This window comes from Streptomyces sp. NPDC052079 (genome assembly GCF_040680275.1).
In the GTDB taxonomy this organism is placed as follows: Bacteria; Actinomycetota; Actinomycetes; order Streptomycetales; family Streptomycetaceae; genus Streptomyces.
This window is the reverse complement of record NZ_JBFAWL010000030.1, coordinates 1-20,999: the sequence shown is the minus strand read 5'-3', so window position 1 is coordinate 20,999 and position 20,999 is coordinate 1. Positions and strand designations below refer to the sequence as shown.

13 protein-coding genes and 1 pseudogene are annotated in these 20,999 nt (G+C 71.8%); 8 read left to right on the top strand and 6 right to left on the bottom strand.

What is annotated here, in order from left to right; translation table 11 throughout:
- Window positions 1-5: 5 nt before the first annotated feature.
- Entirely contained in the window at window positions 6-833 is an 828-nt protein-coding gene (locus AB0L56_RS28830) for a DNA-formamidopyrimidine glycosylase family protein (protein WP_365428349.1), read from the bottom strand.
- Between the two features lie 25 nt (window positions 834-858).
- Window positions 859-1,344 carry a ribose-5-phosphate isomerase gene (locus AB0L56_RS28825; RefSeq protein ID WP_361023243.1) on the bottom strand — a complete coding sequence of 162 codons (486 nt, stop codon included), beginning with the start codon at window positions 1,342-1,344 and terminating at the stop codon, window positions 859-861.
- Between the two features lie 828 nt (window positions 1,345-2,172).
- Between AB0L56_RS28825 and AB0L56_RS28820 the strand changes: the two genes are divergently transcribed.
- Window positions 2,173-3,618: an amino acid permease gene (locus tag AB0L56_RS28820; RefSeq protein WP_365428346.1), complete on the top strand. Its 1,446-nt coding sequence runs from the start codon at window positions 2,173-2,175 to the stop codon at window positions 3,616-3,618.
- On the opposite strand, the gene AB0L56_RS28815 is transcribed toward AB0L56_RS28820, so the two are convergent.
- Window positions 3,605-5,692: a protein kinase gene (locus tag AB0L56_RS28815; RefSeq protein ID WP_365428343.1), complete on the bottom strand. Its 2,088-nt coding sequence runs from the start codon at window positions 5,690-5,692 to the stop codon at window positions 3,605-3,607. The genes AB0L56_RS28820 and AB0L56_RS28815 overlap by 14 nt on opposite strands.
- Window positions 5,693-5,913: 221 nt before the next feature.
- Here AB0L56_RS28815 and AB0L56_RS28810 point away from each other — a divergent pair, with 221 nt between their 5' ends.
- On the top strand, window positions 5,914-6,648 hold the full coding sequence (locus AB0L56_RS28810) for an LPXTG cell wall anchor domain-containing protein (RefSeq protein WP_361023251.1): 735 nt from the start codon (window positions 5,914-5,916) through the stop codon (window positions 6,646-6,648).
- 60 nt (window positions 6,649-6,708) lie between these two features.
- On the opposite strand, the gene AB0L56_RS28805 is transcribed toward AB0L56_RS28810, so the two are convergent.
- On the bottom strand, window positions 6,709-7,293 hold the full coding sequence (locus tag AB0L56_RS28805) for a biotin transporter BioY (protein ID WP_361023254.1): 585 nt from the start codon (window positions 7,291-7,293) through the stop codon (window positions 6,709-6,711).
- A gap of 370 nt (window positions 7,294-7,663) precedes the next feature.
- On the opposite strand from AB0L56_RS28805, the gene AB0L56_RS28800 reads away from it, so the two are divergent.
- Both AB0L56_RS28800 and AB0L56_RS28795 read left to right on the top strand, forming a co-directional pair.
- Window positions 7,664-9,043 (top strand): amino acid permease, encoded by a 1,380-nt coding sequence (locus AB0L56_RS28800; RefSeq protein ID WP_361023257.1) that lies wholly within the window; start codon window positions 7,664-7,666, stop codon window positions 9,041-9,043.
- Window positions 9,044-9,273: 230 nt separating this feature from the next.
- Complete coding sequence (locus AB0L56_RS28795; protein WP_365428339.1) at window positions 9,274-9,516, top strand: hypothetical protein; 243 nt, start codon at window positions 9,274-9,276, stop codon at window positions 9,514-9,516.
- Window positions 9,517-9,519: 3 nt separating this feature from the next.
- Here AB0L56_RS28795 and AB0L56_RS28790 read toward each other — a convergent pair whose 3' ends face one another.
- On the bottom strand, window positions 9,520-10,167 hold the full coding sequence (locus AB0L56_RS28790; protein ID WP_365428336.1) for a DsbA family protein: 648 nt from the start codon (window positions 10,165-10,167) through the stop codon (window positions 9,520-9,522).
- 149 nt (window positions 10,168-10,316) lie between these two features.
- Between AB0L56_RS28790 and pepN the strand changes: the two genes are divergently transcribed.
- The 3 genes from pepN (at window position 10,317) to AB0L56_RS28775 (ending at window position 18,857) form a co-directional block, all read left to right on the top strand.
- Complete coding sequence (gene pepN / locus AB0L56_RS28785; protein ID WP_365428334.1) at window positions 10,317-12,899, top strand: aminopeptidase N; 2,583 nt, start codon at window positions 10,317-10,319, stop codon at window positions 12,897-12,899.
- 228 nt (window positions 12,900-13,127) lie between these two features.
- Window positions 13,128-14,180, top strand: coding sequence for a hypothetical protein (locus AB0L56_RS28780; RefSeq protein ID WP_365428331.1), 1,053 nt, complete (start codon window positions 13,128-13,130; stop codon window positions 14,178-14,180).
- A 1,356-nt stretch (window positions 14,181-15,536) separates the two neighbouring features.
- Window positions 15,537-18,857, top strand: coding sequence for a S8 family serine peptidase (locus AB0L56_RS28775; RefSeq protein ID WP_365428328.1), 3,321 nt, complete (start codon window positions 15,537-15,539; stop codon window positions 18,855-18,857).
- A 173-nt stretch (window positions 18,858-19,030) separates the two neighbouring features.
- Here the strand turns inward: AB0L56_RS28775 and AB0L56_RS28770 are convergent.
- Window positions 19,031-19,539, bottom strand: a pseudogene (locus tag AB0L56_RS28770) (sigma-70 family RNA polymerase sigma factor); the annotation flags it as partial.
- A 335-nt stretch (window positions 19,540-19,874) separates the two neighbouring features.
- On the opposite strand from AB0L56_RS28770, the gene AB0L56_RS28765 reads away from it, so the two are divergent.
- Complete coding sequence (locus AB0L56_RS28765; RefSeq protein ID WP_365428325.1) at window positions 19,875-20,891, top strand: aspartate-semialdehyde dehydrogenase; 1,017 nt, start codon at window positions 19,875-19,877, stop codon at window positions 20,889-20,891.
- Window positions 20,892-20,999 lie beyond the last annotated feature (108 nt).

Sequence of the window (20,999 nt, the reverse complement as noted above, 5' to 3'; positions counted from 1 at the left end):
GAAGCTCAGGGGCGCTGGCAGGCGGGACACCAGAAGAGGTTGCGGGCGGCGAGGTCGGCGGTGCGGATCTCGCCGCCACAGATGTGGCAGGGCAGGTGGGCCCTGCGGTAGACGTACACCTCGCCGCCGTGGTCGTCGACGCGCGGCGGGCGGCCCATCGCCTCGGGGGTGTGCTCGGGGCGGACGGTGTCGATGCGGTTGTTGCGGACGCCCTCGCGCATGAGCGCGGCCAGGTCGGCCCAGATCGCCTCCCACTGGCCCGCGGTGATGTCCCGGCCCGCGCGGTAGGGGTCGATGCCGTGCCGGAAGAGGACCTCGGCGCGGTAGACGTTCCCCACGCCGGCGACGACCTTCTGGTCCATGAGGAGCGCGGCGATCGTCGTACGGCTGCGGCTGATCCTGCGGTAGGCGTCGGCCGGGTCGGCGTCCGGGCGGAGGGGGTCGGGGCCGAGGCGGTCGTGTATCGCCCGCTTCTCGCCGTCCGTGATCAGGGCGCAGGTGGTGGGGCCGCGCAGATCGACGTACGAGGCGTCGTCGGCGAGGCGGAGGCGGACGGTGTCGGTGGGCGGGGGCGCCGGGGCCGGGCCGAAGGTGACCTTGCCGAAGAGCCCGAGGTGGATGTGGACCCAGTCGGTGTGCCCGGGCCCGGGGTCGCCGAAGCCGAGGAAGAGATGCTTGCCGTGGGCGTCGGTGGTGTGCAGCGGGGTGCGGTCGAGGAGGGCGGCCGCGTCGCTGAACTTGCCCTGGGGGCTGGTGACGCGGAGGGGGTCGCCGGTCGCGAAGGCCCCGGCGTAGTCCGCGGCCAGCCGGTGAATCGTGTGACCCTCGGGCACGGGTCCCCCCTCGTCCGCGTTCCGCCTACTGCTGGGGGTGGTGGGCCGGGATCGGGGGGAGGTCGCCGGTGGTCTCGTAGGCGGAGAGCATGTCGATCCGGCGGATGTGACGCTCGTCTCCCGAGAAGGGGGTGTTCAGAAAGGTCTCGACGAACTTCGTCGCCTCGTCCTGGCTGTGCATGCGTGCGCCGACCGCGACCACGTTGGCGTCGTTGTGCTGACGCCCCAGCGCCGCCGTCTCCTCGCTCCAGGCCAGGGCCGCCCGTACGCCCTTGACCTTGTTGGCGGCGATCTGCTCGCCGTTGCCGGAGCCGCCGATCACGATGCCGAGCGAGCCCGGGTCCGCGGCGGTCCGCTCGGCGGCGCGGAGGCAGAAGGGCGGGTAGTCGTCCTGGGCGTCGTAGATGTGCGGGCCGCAGTCGACGGGCTCATGGCCGGCCGCCTTGAGCCACTCGACGAGGTGGTTCTTGAGTTCGTAGCCCGCATGGTCGGAGCCGAGATACACGCGCATGCGACGAGTGTGACACGGCCGCCGCGGGGAGGCGGCGCGGGGTAGCGGCGGCCGGGGGAGGCGGGCGCGCGGGTCGAAGCGGCGGGCGGCGCCCGGCGGAGGCGGGCGCGCGGTGGAAGGGGCGGGTGGCGCCCGGCGGAGGCGCGCGGGGTGGCGGCGCCCGGGGCAGGGGGCGCGAGGTCGCAGCGCCCGGTGGAGGCGGCGCGGGGTCGCGGCGCGCGGTGGCGACACCCAGCGGAGGCGACGCGGGTGGCGCCGCCGGTGGAGGCGGCACGCAGTGACGGCGCCCGGCCGAGGCGGCGCGGGGTGGAGGCGGCGAGGGTCGCAGCGCCCGGTGGAGACGGCGCGGGGTCGCGGCGCGCGGTGGCCACACCCAGTGAGGCGACGCGGGTGGCGCCGCCGGTGGAGGCGGCACGCAGTGACGGCGCCCGGCCGAGGCGGCGCGGGGTGGAGGCGGCGAGGGTCGCAGCGGCCCGGCGGAGGCGGCCCGGGGTCGCAGCGCCCGGCGGAGGCGGCGCGGGGTCGCAGCGCGCGGTGGCCACACCCAGCGGAGGCGACGCGAGTGCCGACCCGCGGAGGCGCGGGGGGTGGCGGCGCGGAGTGACGGCGCCCGGCCGAGGCGGCGCGGAGTGACGGCGCCCGGCCGAGGCGGCGCGGGGTTGCGGCGTCCGGTGGAGGCGTGCGGGGGGGCGTGTGAAAAGGGTGGGGAATTCCGTGGAACCTCAGGAAAAGCTCAAGGTAACGATCCGGAATCAGAGGTTCCCGTATCCCGGCACCTCCGTTTCACTGGTCCGGCTCGTACCCCGGCGCAAAGGAAGACCCCCCACCATGACTTCGCAGCCGACCCTGACACAGGACGGGAACGGCCCCGGAGGGCCCGACGGCCACGGGACCCCACCGGACTCCGGCCTCCAGGCCGGGCTCAAGAACCGCCACCTCTCGATGATCGCCATCGGCGGCGTCATCGGCGCCGGACTCTTCGTCGGTTCCAGTTCCGGCATCGCGACCGCGGGCCCCGGCATCCTCCTGTCGTACGCCCTCGTCGGCACGCTCGTGGTGTTGGTGATGCGGATGCTCGGCGAGATGTCCGCCGCCAACCCGACGTCCGGGTCCTTCTCCGCCCACGCCGACCGTGCGCTCGGGCCGTGGGCCGGGTTCTCCATCGGCTGGCTGTACTGGTTCTTCTGGGTCGTCGTCCTGGCGGTCGAGGCGACCGCCGGTGCCGCCATCCTCGAAGGCTGGATACCGGCCGTTCCCCAGTGGGGCTGGGCGCTCATCGTGATGGTGGTGCTGACCGCCACCAACCTGGCGTCCGTCGGCTCCTACGGCGAGTTCGAGTTCTGGTTCGCCGGGATCAAGGTCGTCGCCATCGCCGCGTTCATCGTCGTCGGCGGGCTGGCCGTCTTCGGCGTACTGCCCGGCGTCGACAGCGACCAGGCCGGTCTCGCCAACCTCACCGACCACGGCGGCTTCCTGCCCAACGGCGCGGGCGCGATCCTCACCGGCATCCTGCTCGTCGTCTTCTCCTTCATGGGCAGCGAGATCGCCACCCTGGCCGCCGGCGAGTCGGAGGATCCGCAGCGGGCCGTCACCAAGGCGACCAACAGCATCATCTGGCGGATCGGCGTCTTCTACCTCGGCTCGATCTTCGTCGTGGTCTGTCTGCTGCCGTGGGACAGCACGTCCATCACCGAGGACGGCTCCTACGTCGCCGCCCTGAACACGCTCGGCATCCCGCACACGGGTCAGATCATGAACTTCATCGTGCTGACGTCCGTGCTGTCCTGCCTCAACTCCGGGCTCTACACCGCCTCCCGGATGGCCTTCTCGCTCGGCCTGCGCGGGGACGCGCCGAAGGCGTTCGCCCGGACCACCCGCCGGGGCGTGCCGCAGACCGCGATCATCGCGTCGGTCGTCTTCGGCTTCGTCGCCGTGTTCTTCAACTACAAGTTCCCGGACTCCGTGTTCCTCTTCCTGGTCAACTCCTCCGGTGCGGTGGCGCTGTTCGTGTGGCTGGTGATCTGCTGCTCGCAGCTGCGGATGCGGAAGATCATCGAGGCGGAGGCGCCGGAGAAGCTGGTCGTGCGGATGTGGCTGTACCCGTATCTGACGTGGGCCAGCGCGGCGCTGATCGTGTTCGTGCTGGGGTACATGCTGACCGACACGGAGCACAACGGCCGGACGACGGTGCTGCTGTCGCTGCTGGTCGCGGCCATCGTGGTCGTCATCGCGTTCGTGCGGCAGCGGGCTTCCGCCGCGATCAAAGCACGGTGAAGCTCTTCTTCACCTCCTCGTAGGTCCTCAGCGCCGCCGCCTCGTTCTCCGGCCGGTACCAGGTGTTGATCTGGTACGACTTCCCGTCGACGTTGAAGCCCAGTAGCCGGGCGTGCCAGGGGAGGCCCTTGAGGGTGAAGGCGTAGTCCCAGACCACCGCCGGGTGGCCGCGGAACGTCGTCTCCTCCAGTCGGATCTTTCGGTAGTCCTGGCCCTGGTGGGCGTTGCGTTCGGACGTCTGCCAGGTGTCCAGCAGGTCGCCGCGGGCGAGGGAGGACTTGGCGGCGAGTTCCTGGCCGCCGTCCGGTGAGGTGTAGTGGATCTCCGCCCCCGTCTGCACGTCACGCCGCCAGCCCTCGGGCGGCACCCAGGCGAACCCGCCCGCCTCCCGGCGGGCGCCGGGCGGGAGAGTGGCGGGGCGGGATGTGCCCTCGACGGTGGGTGAGCGGCTCCCGGTGACGGACGACGCGCTCGCCGTGGCGTCTGCCCGGTTGCCGTGCCCCGCCTCCCCGGACCTCGTCACCAGGACGACGGCCAGGGCGGCCGCCGCGGTCCCGACGACGGCGGCGGCCATTACGGCCCGCCGCCGTCCGGCGCGGCGCCGGTCCGCCGCGGCTGGGGCGCTCCCGCCTGCCGACCGGGGAACCGGCGACGGCCGCCGCTCGGTGACCGCCCGGGCCAGCTCGACGGCGGACCCTCCGCCCGCCACGTCGGGAACCGGAGACACACCCCCCGGCCCGGACCCGGAGCGATCCGGGCCCGCACCAGGCTCCGGGCCGTGCGGTCCCCCACCGGGCCGGAGGCCCTGCCCCACGACCCCGGAACCTCCGCCCGCCGCCCGAGGACCCGGAGACACTCCCCCCGGCCCGGAGCCGGAGCCATCCGGGCAGGCACCAGGCTCCGGGCCGTGCGGTCCCCCACCGGGCCGGAGGCCCTGCCCCACGACTCCGGAACCTCCGCCCGCCGCCGCAGGAGCCGGAGACACACCCCCGGGCCCGGGTCCCCGGACCACAGGTACGGAACTTGAGCTTCCGTCGGTCGCCTCGGAGGTCTTCGACGCGGCCCCGGGTCCGGGGACGTGCGGTTCCGGTTCCTCGTCCGGGCGGGAGGTCCGGTTCTGGGAAGCCGGGGCCGGGAGTTCAACCGCGGCGTCGGGGAGCCGGGGTGTGGCCCCGGGAGCTGAGTCGGGCCCAGGGTTCTCGTTCACGGCCTCGGGAGCCGGGGGCTCGCCCGCGACCCCGGGGGCCGGCTCATCCGTCCCGGGGATGCCCGCCGCGGAGGGCGGAGTCGCCGGGACGGCCGGGAGGGTGGGGAGTGGGGGCGGGTCGGCGATGGAGGTCAGGGCGGACCGCAGAGTCTCGAGGCCGGGCCGGGCGTCGGGGTTCTTGTCGAGGAGGGCGGTGAGGATCTCGCGCAACGGGCCCGCCACCGGCGGGATTTCGGGGGGCTCGTAGAGGACGGCGTGCAGCGTGGCCAGGGTGGTGGCGCGGGCGAAGGGGGAGTGACCGGCCAGGGCCGCGCACAGAGTGGCGCCCAGGGACCACAGATCGGACGGCGGCCCCTGCGGCCGGCCGGAGACGCGTTCCGGGGCCATGTAATCGGGGGACCCCACCAGCATCCCCACCATCGTGAGCGCCTTGGCATCCTGGATCGCGGCGATACCGAAGTCCGTGAGGACCATACGGCGCCGCTCCCCCTCCTCGACCAGCACATTCCCGGGCTTGATGTCCCGGTGCAGCACCCCCCGCGCATGGACCTGCCGCAGCGCCTCCAGCAGCCCGAGCCCGACGTCCGCCGCACCGCGGGGCCCCAGCGGCCCGTCCTCCGCGATGATCCGCTCCAGCGAACGGCCGTGCACCAGCTCCATGACGATCCACAGCCGTTCGCCCTCGTCGACCACGTCGTAGACCCGTACGACGTTGGGATGGTCGATCCGGGCGGTCGCCCTCGCCTCGCGCAGGCTGCGTTCGCGGCGCGTGCCCGAGTCCTCCGCACCCAGGTCTGCCATCCGCATTTCCTTGACGGCGACCTGCCGGTCAAGCATTTCGTCGGCGGCCCGCCACACCCGCCCCATTCCTCCCTGACCGATACTCTGGACCAGCCGATACCGTCCCGCCACGAGTATCCCTGGAACACCGCCGTTGTTCGCATTTCCCGGCAATGGGCTGCACCCCCTCCGCGAAGCACCGCGTGAAACTCAATAGTCACACTTCGGGCCGTCCCAGCATAGTGCGGACATATTTTGTGGTACCTCTTCGAGTACTGCGAATTCAGGCGCAGGCAAGGGGGGCGAACATGAGTTCTCGTCGCACGCACCGCACGACGATCACCACAGGATCACTGGTCATAGCATCCTTCTCGGCGGTCCTGATCCTTTCCGGAACGGCCGGAGCGGACGATCAGGGGCCGGGGAGCAGCAAAGGGGGAAAGGCCGTCGACCAGGCGCCCACGGGTGTCGAACTGACCACACTCCTGCCCGAGAAGATCTCGGTCGACAACAGTTCGAAAAAGACGGAGATCACCGCCACAGTGAAAAACGGAGGAAGCAAGGAAAGCGGAAGGATCAATCTTCTCGTCGTCGGATTCGACGGCCTCACCGTCAAGAACGTCAAGGGCTGCTCCCCCATTGCCGAGAACAATCTGCCGGAGGGTGCGAACAGCGGTTTCTCCTGCGCCGTCGCCAATCTCTCGGCGGGCGCGTCGAAGTCGTACGCGGTGGACGCGACGTACGACCTGGGCAAGGCCGGGAAGATCTGTCTGCCCGTGCAGAACGCGGACGGCACCAAGACGTTCTGGCAGCAGGGGCCGGTGCCGTTCGGCACCACCAACCCCTCCCCGGACGCACCGGCGACCCCGCTGCTCCTCGGCACCGACAACCAGCCGGTCAACCCCGGAGCCGATGAGCTTCCGAAGACCGGGCCCGCCGAACAGCTGGCGGTGCTGGGGGCGGCCGGCGCCTCGATGGTCGTGGCCGGCGCGGCGGCGCTGTGGTGGTCCTCATGGCGACGGACCGAGGGCGCGCGGGGCTGACGGCACCACGCACAGAGGCTCGCCGGCGGTCGGCCGGCGAGCCTCTGTGTGTGAACCTTGTCAGCGCTTGTTGACGAACGTCCAGGCCGTCGGCAGCACGCCCATCGCCAGGGCGGCCTTCAGGGCGTCACCGATGAGGAACGGGGTGAGGCCGGCCGCGATCGCGGCGGAGGCGGACATCCCGGTGGCGAGGGCCAGGTAGGGCACGCCGACGGCGTAGATGATCGCCGAGCCGAGCACCATGGTGCCCGCCATCCGCCAGGCGGAGCGGTCCGCGCCACGGCGGGCGAGCGCGCCCACGACGACGGCGGCCAGCAGCATGCCGAGGATGTAGCCGAGGGACGGCATCGACATCCCCGACCCGCCCTCCGCGAACCACGGGACACCGGCCATGCCCACCAGCGCGTACACCGCGAGGGAGGCGAAGCCGCGGCGGGCGCCGAGGGTGGTGCCGACAAGGAGCGCCGCGAAGGTCTGGCCGGTCACCGGCACCGGAGAGCCGGGCACGGGCACCGCGATCTGGGCGGCGAGGCCGGTGAGTGCGGCACCGCCGAGCACGAGCGCGGCGTCCCGGACGCGGGAGGCCGGGAGGAGGTCGGCGAGGACCTGTCCGGAGCGGGCGGACGGGACGGTGGCGGTGCTCATGAGGTCTCCGCGGGATGAGGGCGGTTGGGACACCGCGACGCTATACCGGCGTCCCCGCGCCGATCACCATCAGCGCTCGACAAAGGCTCGAACACGGACTTGGTGGGCTCCGGACAAACAACGGACCTCATGCAGGGTGCGAGGTGACGCCGGTCACGGAGGTGAGGTGGCATTGGCGACACCGGGCGTGGGAGGGGCCACTGTAGGGAATCACCAAAGGTACGGTTGGGCACGTCGGGCCGCCCGGTAACCGGAGTGTCACCGTCCGCTTGGCTGCCGTCCACATGATGGGCGGCTTCCCGTGCCCGCGGGCAAGACACCCAAACTGGGCGGCGTTTTGGCCATCTCCCGCATTGGACGAACAGCTCCCATGCCCAGCACCACCGTCGAGTCGCCCCCGAAGCCGGACGACGCCTCCCTCTCGCACGGCCTGAAGCAGCGCCATCTGTCGATGATCGCCCTCGGCGGGGTGATCGGCGCCGGGCTGTTCGTCGGCTCCGGCGCGGGGATCGCCGCCGCCGGGCCCTCGATCGTCCTCGCCTACACCCTCTCCGGCCTTCTGGTGATGCTGGTGATGCGGATGCTGGGCGAGATGTCCGCCGCGTATCCGTCCTCGGGTTCCTTCTCCGCGCACGCCGAGCGGGCCATCGGCCCCTGGGCGGGATTCACCGTGGGCTGGGCGTTCTGGGTGCTGCTGTGCACGGCGGTCGGCCTGGAGGGCATCGGCGCCGCGAAGATCGTCACCGGCTGGCTGCCGGGCACGCCCGAGTGGGCGTGGGTGGCGCTGTTCATGGTGGTGTTCTGCGGGACGAACCTCGCGGCGGTGAAGAACTTCGGCGAGTTCGAGTTCTGGTTCGCGGCCCTGAAGGTCGGCGCGATCACCCTGTTCCTGGGGCTCGGCGTCCTGGCCGTCGTGGGTGTGCTGCCGGGCACGGACTCCCCCGGCATCTCCCACCTGACCGACTTCGTGCCCAACGGCGGCGAGGGCCTGGTGATCGGACTGCTCGCCTCCGTCTTCGCGTACGGCGGTCTGGAGACGGTGACGATCGCGGCGGCCGAGTCGGAGAACCCGGTCAAGGGCGTGGCGAGCGCGGTCCGTACGGCGATGTGGCGGATCGCGCTGTTCTACATCGGCTCCATGGCGGTCATCGTCACCCTCGTCCCGTGGGACTCCCCGGCGGTCGTCGAGCACGGCCCCTACGTCGCCGCCCTGGACACTCTCGGTATCCCCGGCGCCGGTCAGCTGATGAACGTCGTGGTGCTGGTCGCGCTGCTGTCCGCGATGAACGCGAACGTCTACGGCGCCTCGCGCATCGGCTACTCGCTGGTGCGGCGCGGTCAGGGACCGAAGGCGCTCGGCCGGGTGTCGGGCGGGGTGCCGCGGATCGCCGTGCTGGCCTCCTCGGTCTTCGGCTTCCTGTGCGTGCTGCTGAGCTACTGGCGGCCGGACGATGTCTTCGCCTGGCTGCTGAACATGATCGGGGCGGTGATCCTGGTCGTCTGGATCTTCATCGCAGTCTCCCAGCTGCGGCTGCGCCGCCGGCTCGAGCGCGAGGAGCCCGGGAAGCTGGTGGTGCGGATGTGGGCGTTCCCCTGGCTGACGTGGGTGGCGCTGGCCGGTATGGCCGCGGTCTTCGTCCTCATGGCGCGGGAGCCGGACACCCGTGTGCAGCTGTACTCGACGGGCGGGATGACGCTGGCGCTGGCGGCGGTGGGATACGCCTGGCAGCGGGCGCGCACCCGGAGCTGACGCCCCCGCCCGACGGCCCTCGCGTGAACACGCGGGGGCCGTTTTCGCGTGCTCGGGGCTCACGGACGACCGTTGCCGCTGCTAGCGTGTAGTTGCAACACAGTTGCAACAAGGCTGCCTCGTGATCGTCTTCTCACCGTTCACCCGGGCAGGCGGAAAGAAGGAAGCCCCCGCGAGGACGTAACGCGCGGGGGCTTCCGGTATGCGGCAACCCGGGTCATGGTTGCGCAATGACGACACCCAGGACACGGAAGCTGGCCTGCTCGACCTGCAAGGGCAAACACCAGCACCGCCAGCTGACCGGGGCGGAACAGCAGCAGGCCAAGGAGCAGCTGCGCCTCAGGGCCGTGCACGACTTCTGGCTCTGCGAGAACGTGGTGGACGCGGAGACCGGCGCGCAGTGCCGGAACCTGCGCCGGTATCTGCAGTGGAAGCCGTTCTCCCCGCCCGTCAAACTGCAGGTGCCGGAGTGACGGTCACAAATTGCTGAAGTCCGGACCCTTCGTCCGCGTGCGCTTGATCTCGTAGAAGCCGGGGACGGAGGCCACCGCGAGGGTGCCGTCCCACAGACGGACGGCCTCCTCGCCCTTGGGGGTGGGAGTGACGACCGGGCCGAAGAAGGCGATCTCCTCGCCGTCGGGGCCGGGGACGGCGATGACCGGGGTGCCGACCTCCTGGCCCACCTTGTCGATGCCCTCCTTGTGGGAGGCGCGCAGCTCCGGCTCGTACGGGGTGGAGTCCCAGTGCTCCATGAGGGAGTCGGGCAGGCCCACGTCCTTCAGGGCGGCGGCGACCGTCTCCTTCTCAGCACCCTCGCCCTGGTTGTGGAAACGGGTGCCGAGCGCGGTGTAGAGGTCGCCGAGCACCTCGGGGCCGTGCTCCTGCTGGGCCGCGATGACCACCCGCACCGGGCCCCATGCCTTGACCTCGAGCATCTTGCGGTACTCCGGGGGAAGCTCGTCCAGCTTGTCCTCGTTGAGGACCGCGAGGCTCATCAGATGCCAGCGGACCTCGATGTCGCGCAGCTTCTCCACCTCCAGCACCCAGCGGGACGTCATCCAGGCCCAGGGGCACAGCGGGTCGAACCAGAAGTCGACGGGCGTGGCGGGGGACTTGTCCGACATGTCACTCCTCGTGGAGACGATATCTCTGACGGTATCTCTGAGGGGGAACACCGCAGCTCGCCCCGGCCATTCCCGGCTGCCCCGCGTCAGGGGCGCATGGCAGGATCGGTGCTGTTCATCCCTGTCGACGACGCATGAGGAGTCCGACCGTGCCCGGTGAGAATCTTTCCCGCGACGAGGCCCGGGAGCGGGCGGCCCTGCTGTCCGTCGACGGGTACGACGTGTCCCTCGACCTGCGGTCGGCGGTCGGCGAGAGCGGCGGTGAGGGTTCGCGCACCTTCCGCTCCGTGACCACCGTGCGGTTCCGCTGCGCCGAGCCGGGCGCGAGCAGCTTCGCGGACCTGATCGCGCCGAGCGTCACGGCTGTCTCCCTCAACGGGCGGGACCTCGACCCGGGGGAGGTCTTCGACGGCACCCGGATCCGGCTGGAGGAGCTCGCCGCCGAGAACGAACTCGTCGTCGACGCGCAGTGCGCCTACTCCCGCACCGGTGAGGGCCTGCACCGCTTCGTCGACCCCGAGGACGGCGAGGTGTACCTGTACACCCAGTACGAACCGGCCGACTCCCGGCGCGTCTTCGCCAACTTCGAGCAGCCCGACCTCAAGGCCCCGTACCGGTTCGAGGTGCGGGCGCCCGAGGGCTGGAGCGTGTGGAGCAACGGCGCCGGTGAACTCACCGACGGGGTGTGGCGGTTCGCCGAGACCAAGCCGATCTCGACGTACATCACCTGTGTGGTCGCGGGGCCGTACCACTATGTGACGGACACCTACGAGCGGGAGTTCGAGGACGGCACGCGCCTACGGATCCCGCTCGGCGCGATGTGCCGCAAGGGTCTCGCGCCGCACTTCGACGCCGACGACGTGTTCCTGGTGACCAAGCAGGGCCTGGACTTCTACCACGACCACTTCGACTACCCGTATCCCTTCGGGAAGTACGACCAGGCGTTCGTGCCCGAGTACAACCTGGGCGCGATGGAGAACCCGGGGATGGTCACCTTCCGCGAGGAGTTCATCTTCCGGGGCAAGGTCACGCGGGCGTCGTACGAGAACCGGGCGAACGTCATCCTGCACGAGATGGCGCACATGTGGTTCGGCGACCTGGTCACCATGGAGTGGTGGGACGACCTGTGGCTGAAGGAGTCCTTCGCCGACTTCATGGGCACGTTCTCCATGGTCCGCGCGACCCGCTTCACCGACGGCTGGACCACCTTCGCCAACCGCCGCAAGGCGTGGGCCTACCGGGCGGACCAGCTGCCCTCCACGCACCCGATCACGGCGGACATCCGCGACCTCCAGGACGCCAAGCTCAACTTCGACGGCATCACCTACGCCAAGGGCGCCTCGGTGCTCAAGCAGCTGATGGCGTACGTCGGCGAGGAGGCGTTCCTCGAGGGCGCCCGGCGCTACTTCAAGCGGCACGCGTACGGCAACACGCGCCTCGGTGACCTGCTGTCGGTCCTGGAGGAGACCAGCGGGCGGAACATGGCCGCCTGGTCCCGGGCCTGGCTGCAGACGGCGGGCGTCAACTCGCTGACCCCGCAGGTGCTGCTCGACGCGGACGGACGCGTCGACGAGCTCGCGGTCGTGCAGGAGGCCCCCGAGTCGCATCCCGAACTGCGCCCGCACCGGGTGGCGGTGGGCCTCTACCGGCGCACGGGGTCCGGCGCGCTCGAGCGGTACGCGCAGGCCGAGACGGACATCCAGGGGCCGCGTACGGTCGTGGCGGTGCTGGCCGGCGCGGACGCGCCCGAGCTGGTTCTGGTCAACGACGACGACCTGACGTACTGCAAGACCCGCTTCGACGAGACGTCCCTGGCGACGCTGCGGGAGCACCTGGGCGCGCTGACCGACTCGCTCGCCCGCGCCGTGTGCTGGTCGGCGCTGTGGAACATGACGCGGGACGCGCTGCTCCCGGCGCGGGAGTTCATCGACCTGGTGCTGCGGTTCGCCGACCGGGAGTCCGACATCGGCGTGCTGCAGATGGTGCACGCCTGGGCCGAGTCGGCGGTCGTGCACTACACCGCGCCCGAGCTGCGGGCACAGGCCGGGCGACGGCTCGCCGAGGGCGCCATGTCCCAGCTGTACGCGGCGGAGGCGGGCAGCGAACACCAGCTGGCCTGGGCGCGGTTCTTCGCCCACACGGCCGACGCGCCGGCCGACTTCGAGCTGCTGACCTCGCTGCTGGACGGCAGCGCGGCGATCGAGGGGCTGGAGGTGGACCAGGAACTGCGCTGGGCGTTCCTGGAGCCGCTGGCCGCACACGGGATGGCGGACGAGAAGCGGCTGGACGAGGAACTGGCCCGGGACGACACCGCGTCCGGCAAGCGGCACCATGTGCGCTGTCTGGCCGCCCGCCCGTCGGCGGCGGTCAAGGCGCAGTGCTGGGAGCAGGTCGTGGATTCCGACACGCTGTCCAACGCGCTGGTGGAGGCGACGATCGCGGGCTTCGCCCAGCCCTCCCAGCGCGAGCTGGCCGTCCCGTACACGGACAAGTACTTCGCGGCGATCGAGCGGGTGTGGACGGAGCGGTCGATCCAGATCGGCATGCACGTGGTGCGGGGGCTGTTCCCCTCCTTCCAGGACTCGCCGGAGACGCTGGAGGCGACGGACGCGTGGCTCACCGCCCACGAGGACGCGGCACCGGCACTGCGCCGCCTGGTGCTGGAGGCCCGGGACGACCTGGCGCGTGCGCTGCGCGGCCAGGAGCGCGACCGGGCCGCCGCCGGCGGCTGAGGCGCACCGCGCGCCTGCTGCGGGCGCGCGTAGCTTTGGCCCATGATTGGGCGTTCCGTCATCGTTACGGAATTCAGTCAATAGCAGCCGTAACCCCTGGCCCGGACCCGAACGGACCAGGGGTTTTCGGTATCCGAACACGCGTCCTTTAGTGCATGCTTGTCCTCATTTGTCGACGAGCCTGTAACAGGGGTTCAGGGACCGTCCGGAGAAGGGAAATTGCCGGGCATGAACCACAACACCCCGCTCTCCCCCCGCCCCCTGCACCACCTCTCCACCGGCACCGGACGGCGTGTGCTGACCCACGCACAGCTCCGCGCCCACGGCGTCTCGGCCGCGGAGGCCGGTGAGCAGTGCCGTCCCGGGGGACCCTGGCAGCAGCTCCTCCCGGGTGTCGTGCTGCTCCACCCCGGCCCGCCGACCAGTGAGGAGCGTCTGCACGCGGTGCTGCTGTACGCGGCGCGGGAGCGGACCGCGAGCGTCCCCGTCCAGCCCGGCGCGGACGCGCCGCCCGCGTCCCCCTACGGCGAGGTGATGATCAGCGGGCTGGCCGCGCTGACCTTGCACGGCTTCTCCTCCGCTCCGCCGCTGCCGTCCCTGGAGGCCTTCGACGTCCTGGTCCCGCGGCTGCGCCGGCTGCGCTCGACGGGCTGCGCCCGTGTCGTCCGCACCGCCTCCCTGCCTGTCCCGGAGCAGGTCACGGGCCTGCCGGTGGCGCCGGTCCCGCGCGCACTGGCCGATGCGGTGGCGGGCCTGGAGGACGCGGACACCGTGCGCCGGCTGCTGACGGAGGCGGTGCGGGGCGGCCACTGCGAGCCGGCGGCGGTGGTGCGGGAGCTGACCGGCGCGAAGCTGCTGAACCGGCCGCACGTGGTGGACGCGGTGGACTCGCTGCTGGCCGAGGGCCGGACGCTCGCCGAGGCGCGGCTGTACCGGATGGTCCGCGACCACGGCCTGCCGGACCCGTGCTGGAACGTCGATCTGCGCCTCCCGGGCGGCCCTCACCTGGGCGGTGTGGACGCGTACTGGCCCGACCAGGCGGTGGCGGTCGAACTGGACACCCGTGCGCCCCGCCCGGGCCGGCGCCCCGAGGACGACGCCGAGTGGGCGGAGTACACCCGCAAGCGCGAACACCTGGAACGCCTGGGCATCACGGTCGTGCACATCACCCCGCGCAAGCTCCGGGACGCGATGGAGCAACAGGCGACGGTGGTCCGTACGGCCCTGATCGCCTCGGCCGACCGCACCCCGCCGGCCTACGTGGTGGCCCTGCCGCGTTAGGGGCTGCCGCCCCAGGGGTGCCGTACGAACCCCGCCGGGGACAGCGGCCCCCGGCGCGCACTCCCCCGCTGCCCGGAGGGCCTGGGCGGCCCCTGCGGCGGCGTGGGCGTCAACCCGCGGCTTCTTCCTCCGCCTTACGGCCGCACGCACCACGAAGCCCACTCGGCCCGGCATCGGGGCGCCGTCGCCCGGGACCGGCACGGCCCGTCCTCCGGTGCCGAACCGGTCCGCCGAGCACGCGGCTACCCCTCGACGGGCTGCTCCACCCGGCCCGCCGCGGCCGTTCACGCCACACACGCAGACACGCGGTGGGTCCGGGGCACCGGCACCCAGGACCTGCTCGCCCGCCGAGAACGCGGCTACCCCTCGACGGGCTGCTCCACCCGGCCCGCCGCGGCCGTTCACGCCACACACGCAGACACGCGGGGGTCGGGGGCACCGGGGCACTCAGGACCTGCTCGCCCGCCGAGCACGCGGCTACCCCTCGACGGGCTGCTCCACCCGGCCCGCCGCGGCCGTTCACGCCACAGACGCAGACACGCGGTGGGTCCGGGGCACCGGCACTCAGGACCTGCTCGTCCGCCGAGCACGCGGCTAGCCCTCGACGGGCTGCTCCACCCGGCCCGCCGCGGCCGTTCACGCCACACGCAGACACGCGGGGGTCGGGGGCACCGGGGCACCCAGGACCTGCTCGTCCGCCGAGAACGCGGCTACCCCTCGACGGGCTGCTCCACCCGGCCCGCCGCGGCCGTTCACGCCACAGACGCAGACACGCGGGGGTCCGGGGCACCGGCACCCAGGACCTGCTCGCCGGCACGACAGGCTCGCGGTGCGGTCGACGCCAACGGGCTGGGCGGACGGGTTGGCCGCCGACGCGACGCCCCTGCGGCACACCCCTTCAGGCGCGGGACGCCCTGCTGGTGGCGGTGGAGGAGGACGCGTCCGTGCGGGGCCGAGGCCGTGAATTGCGTGGGCGGGTGTGGGCCGCGCTCACCGGGGACGGGCCGGGTGAGCGGCCCGAGTTCGGCGGCGCCTGCTGGGGCCCGGCCCGGCTCGCCGCCCGTGACTGCCTCCGGGTGCTGAACAACAGCGCGCCCGACCGGATCCGCGTCTGCGCGCACGAAGGACGCCTGACCCTGCGTATGCATGGGGGACTTGTCGGCTTCGGGCCTCATCTCCCCATAAGCACACCGGGGGTTTTCCCCACACATCCATTTCGTTTCGGCCAACTCTCGCCAAACGTCTGCCCCTTGCGTAAGGCTCAACGATCGTCCGGGCTCTTGTTCCGGACCGTCGCGGCCAGGGTCGATCGGATCCGGTCGCTCCCGATCGATCCTTTACGTACAAGGGATGCCGATGACCCACACGCCCCAGCGCGAACCCATATCGGGTACCAGACGCGCGGCCCGCATAGCCGTGGCCGCCGGCCTCGTCGCCGCGCTCGCCGCGGCCGGGCCGGTCCCGGCGGCCCTCGCCGCCGACACACCGCCCGCCGCGCCGGCCGACGCCGACGTCAAGTCCGCCGACCGCAAGCTCGGTGCGGACGACGCGGACCTGCTCGCCGAGGCCAAGGCCGACGGCGCCAAGCACGTCACGATGATGATCGCCACCGCTCCCGGCAAGACCGAGCAGGTCGCCGAGCAGCTGGACGCGGTCAAGGGCGGCTCGGTCGGCCGGACCGACGACAAGCTCGGCTACGTCCGCGCCACCGTCCCCACCGGCAAGGCCGACGCGGCGATCGCCGCCGCCACCAAGCTCTCCTCCGTGCACGGTGTCGACCTGCGCGACGAGATCCCGCTGGACGACCCGACGCCCGCCGCGGACACCACCGAGCGCGCGGGCAAGAACCGCGGCGACCAGGGCCAGACTTACAGCGGCCCCGACCGGCGGACCCCCGCGAAGAACCCGTACAACCCGTCCTTCGAGACCGGCGCCGTCGAGTTCGTCGAGGACAACCCGAAGGCGGACGGCCGCGGCGTCACCATCGGCATCCTCGACTCGGGCGTCGACCTCGGCCACCCGGCGCTGCAGAAGACCACCACGGGCGAACGCAAGATCGTCGACTGGGTGACGGCGACCGACCCGATCGTCGACAACGACCGGACCTGGCGTCCGATGGTCTCCTCCGTCTCCGGGCCGACCTTCACCTACGGCGGCAAAACCTGGACGGCACCGGAGGGCTCCTACCGGGTCAGCACCTTCCTCGAGTCGTACACCACAGGCGGTGACGCGGCCGGTGACGCCAACCGCGACGGCGACACCACCGACTCCTGGGGCGTGCTCTACGACGCCGCCGCCGGCACGGTCCGCGTCGACCTGAACAACAATCAGGACTTCGGCGACGACACCCCGATGAAGCCGTACAAGGACGGCTTCCAGATCGGGTACTTCGGCACCGACGACCCGAAGACCGAGGTCGCCGAGCGCCAGCCGTTCGTCGTGGAGATCCGCAAGGACGTCCCGATGGACCCCTACGGCGGCGACTGGGTCGACAAGACGGCCGACTTCGTCAACATCGGTGTCATCGAGGGCTCGCACGGCTCGCACGTCGCCGGCATCACCGCCGCCCACGGCCTGTTCGGCGGGAAGATGAACGGCGCCGCCCCCGGCGCGAAGCTCGTCTCGTCCCGTGCCTGCACCTGGTCCGGTGGCTGCACCAACGTCGCGCTCACCGAGGGCATGATCGACCTCGTCACCCAGCGCGGCGTCGACATCGTCAACATGTCCATCGGCGGCCTGCCGGCGCTCAACGACGGCAACAACGCCCGCGCCGAGCTCTACACCCGCCTGATCGACACCTACGGCGTGCAGCTGGTGATCTCCGCGGGCAACTCCGGCCCCGGCGCCAACACCATCGGCGACCCCAGCCTCGCCGAGAAGGTCATCTCCGTCGGCGCGTCCGTCTCCCGCGAGACCTGGGCCGCCAACTACGGCTCCGTGGTGGAGAAGAAGTACGACATGATGCCCTTCTCCTCGCGCGGCCCGCGTGAGGACGGCGGCTTCACGCCGACGCTGGCCGCGCCCGGCGCCGCCATCAACACCATCCAGACCTGGTCGCCGGGCGCCCCGGTCGCCGAGGCGGGCTACGGCCTCCCGGCCGGTTACGGCATGCTCCAGGGCACCTCGATGGCCTCCCCGCAGGCCGCCGGAGCCTCCGCGCTGCTGCTCTCCGCCGCGAAGCAGAAGCGCATCGACCTCACCCCGGCGAAGCTGCGCACCGCCCTCACCTCCACCGCCGAGCACATCCCCGGTGTGCAGGCCTACGAGGAGGGCGCCGGCCTCATCGACATCGAGGACGCCTGGGACGCCATCCGCGACGGCGCCACCGCGCACCAGTACACGGTGAAGGCGCCGGTCGACACCGCGATCGACCAGTTCCTGAAGACCCCGGGCTTCGGCACCGGCCTCTACGACCGCGAAGGCGGCCTGAAGGCGGGCCAGAAGAAGACGTACGACATCACGATCACCCGTACGTCCGGCCCCGACCGCGCGATCCGCCACGAGCTCGACATCGAGAACAACGAGGGCCGCACCTTCCGGATCCTCGGCGGCGACGACATCGCGCTGCCGCTGAACAAGCCGGTGACCGTCAAGGTGCAGGCCGCGCCGGGCTCGGCCGGCATCAAGAGCGCGATCCTGGAGGTCGACGACCCGCGCACCGAGGGTGTCGACCGGCAGATCCTCAGCACCGTGGTCGTCTCCGCGCCGCTGGACCACACGTTCTCCGCCTCGGGCACGGCCCAGCGCAACGGCACGACCTCCTACTTCGTCACCGTGCCCGAGGGCGCGAGGACGCTGGAGATCGCGATGAGCGGGCTGAAGGACAAGAGCCAGACCCGGTTCATCGCCATTCACCCGTACGGCGTCCCGGCCGACCCGACCTCGACGGTCAACTGCTACCCGAACTACGCCAACCCGGCCAACACCTGCCGCCCCGACGTGCGTTCGTACGCGGACCCGCAGCCGGGCGTCTGGGAGATCGAGGTCGAGTCGCGCCGCACGTCGCCGCTGCTCGACAACCCGTACAAGCTGGACGTCGCGGTGCTCGGCGCGGCCTTCGACCCGGAGACCGTGACCGTGCCCGAGGCGAAGGTCGGCACGCCGGCCGCCGTCTCGTGGAAGGTGACGAACGAGCTCGCCGCGCTCGAGGGCAAGCTGGTCGGCGGGCCGCTCGGCTCGTCCAAGACCGACCGCCCGGCGATCCGGACGGGTGAGACGCACACGACGAAGGTCGAGGTGCCCGAGGGTGCCGCGTCGCTCGACGTGGCCATCGGCAACGTCACGGACACCTCCGCCGACCTGGACCTGACGGTCTACGACAAGGACGGCCACGAGGTCGCGCAGTCCGCGGACGGCGACTCGGAGGAGTCGGTGTCCATCGCCTCCCCGGCGGCCGGTGAGTACACCGTCGAGGTCGTGGGCTACTCGGTCCCTGCCGGTTCCACGGACTACGACTACCTGGACGTGTTCTTCTCCGCCTCGCTCGGCTCCGTCGACGTCGACGGCTCCGCGCCGGTGAAGCTCGGCACGGGCGACTCCGCCACCGTCTCCGGCAACGTCACCGTCGCGGCGGCGGCTCCCGAGGGACGGGCGTTCTTCGGGCGCGTGCAGCTGGTGAACGCGCGGGGCACGGTCGCGGGCGTCGGCAACGTGGCGATCGGGAAGGTCGTCCCGTAACGGGCCGACCCTGACACGACGAGAGGGGCGGGCGTCCGTACGGGCGCCCGCCCCTTCGCCGTGCCCGGCGGACCCGCTCAGCCGCAGGTCAGGGAGCGTGACGCGGAGAGCGAGGCGATGATCCCGGCCCGCTCGCGCGCGATCTCCTCCTCGCCGGCGATCACTGTGTCGGGGGCGCGCAGCGCGCGCACTGCCGTGTGCAGCCTGCTCTTGACCGTGCCCTCCGGAACGCCGAGCTGTTCGGCTATGGAACGCACCGGCAGGTCGGCGTAGAACCGCAGCACCACGACCTGGCGCTGCGCGTCGGGCAGCTCGTCCAGACCCCGGGCGACGGCCAGGGACAGCAGGCTGTCTCCTCGCCGGAAGGCGTCTCCGCCGGTCGCAGCGCAGCCAGCCGCTCCCCGAGCCGCTCCTGACGGCGTTTGGCCCGGTGCCAGTCCATGGCGAGGTTGGAGGCGACGACCGCCGCCCACGCCGAGACATCCCGCGGCGCCTCCCGGCCGCTCGCGGCACGTTCCAGCAGCCGCAGACGGACCTGCTGCACCCCGTCCGCCAGGTCCGCCTGCGGCACCCCGCCCAGTGCGAGCACCGCCCGCACCCCGCGTTCCTGCGCCGCGTCCAGCGGGTCGTCGTCGGCGGCGACGTACGACCCCCGGCCGCGCCGGGCCCTTCCGCGCAGCACTGCCCACCCCCCTCGCGCTGTTTCTCCTACGACGCCGCTCCCGCCGGGAACGTTCACGCGACTTCTCCGGATGCCGCCGAGGCGTACATCACATCTCCGTGTGGGCGAGGGCCGACCGGGCAGGGAACCTTGCGGTCCACACCCCCCATGGGCTGAATTCCTGCAGCTCAGCGGGGTGACGACCGAAGGTCCGCAACTCGCGCGCACTGCCCTGCCGTCCCAGTGGGCGGGCAACGCGGCAAAGAATTGGACAGGCGGGCCGTGGTCGGCCGCATCATGGAAGAGCCTCGGCCAGGCAACATCGGGTACGTATCAGGACGCAGTAGGGAGTCGCCGTGAGGGTCGGAATCGTCGGAGCCACCGGTCAGGTGGGCACGGTCATGCGCAGGATCCTCAACGAGCGGAACTTCCCGGTCACGGAGCTGCGCCTGTTCGCCTCGGCCCGTTCGGCCGGCACCGAGCTGGACGGCGTGACGGTGGAGGACGCGTCCACCGCCGACTACACCGGCCTGGACATCGTGCTGTTCTCCGCGGGCGGCGCGACCTCGAAGGCGCTGGCCGAGAAGGTCGCCGGGCAGGGCGCCGTGGTGATCGACAACTCCTCCGCCTGGCGCAAGGACCCCGAGGTTCCCCTCGTCGTCTCCGAGGTCAACCCGCACGCCATCGCGAACCGCCCCAAGGGCATCATCGCCAACCCGAACTGCACCACGATGGCCGCGATGCCGGTGCTGCGCCCGCTGCACGCGGAGGCGGGTCTGGAGGCCCTGGTCGTCGCCACCTACCAGGCGGTGTCCGGCTCGGGTCTCGCGGGCGTCGCGGAGCTGCACGGCCAGACCCAGAAGGTGGTCGACGAGGCCGACAAGCTGACCCACGACGGTGCGGCGGTCGACTTCCCCGAGCCCGGCGTCTACAAGCGCCCCATCGCCTTCAACGTGCTGCCCCTCGCCGGCAACCTCGTCGACGACGGTCTGAACGAGACCGACGAGGAGCAGAAGCTGCGCAACGAGTCCCGCAAGATCCTGGAGATTCCCGGGCTCAAGGTCTCCGGCACCTGTGTGCGCGTCCCGGTCTTCTCCGGCCACTCGCTGCAGATCAACGCCCGTTTCGCCCGCCCCATCAGCGTCGAGCGCGCGACCGAGCTGCTCGCGGACGCCGCGGGTGTCGTCCTCACCGACATCCCCACGCCGCTCCAGGCGGCCGGCCAGGACCCGTCGTACGTCGGCCGCATCCGCCCCGACGAGACGGTGGACAACGGCCTGGCGCTGTTCGTCTCCAACGACAACCTCCGCAAGGGCGCGGCGCTGAACGCCGTACAGATCGCGGAACTGGTGGCGCAGGAACTGCGCGCCTGACGCCGACGACGACGTGAGAGGCGGGCTGCCCCAGTGTATCCCGCCCTGCCCCACCCGCACGCGCACGTGGCGCCCGCCCGGCCCGCGGGGGCGCAGTCCGGGGAGCTC